This is a genomic window from Staphylococcus sp. CoH_129_LAB_1 (assembly GCF_058191515.1).
Genome location: NZ_JBXWKZ010000087.1, coordinates 1 through 250 on the forward strand (window position 1 = coordinate 1; position 250 = coordinate 250).

The 250-nt window shown below is 35.6% G+C and carries 1 protein-coding gene; it reads right to left on the bottom strand.

The window, feature by feature from the left end; translation table 11 throughout:
- On the bottom strand, nt 1-250 hold a 250-nt coding region (locus tag AC2FB1_RS11230), incomplete at both ends, for an IS6 family transposase (RefSeq protein WP_490675288.1).

Consider the following 250-nt stretch of genomic DNA (forward strand, 5'->3'; position numbering starts at 1 on the left):
TGCATCAATGGCACGATATAAATAGCTCCATTTTCCTTTTATTTTGATGTACGTCTCATCAATACGCCATTTGTAATAAGCTTTTTGATGCTTTTTCTTCCAAATTTGATATAAAAGTGGGGCATATTCTTGAACCCAACGGTAGACCGTTGAATGATGAACGTTTACACCACGTTCCCTTAATATTTCAGATATATCACGATAACTCAATGCATATCTTAGATAGTAGCCAACGGCTACAGTGATAACA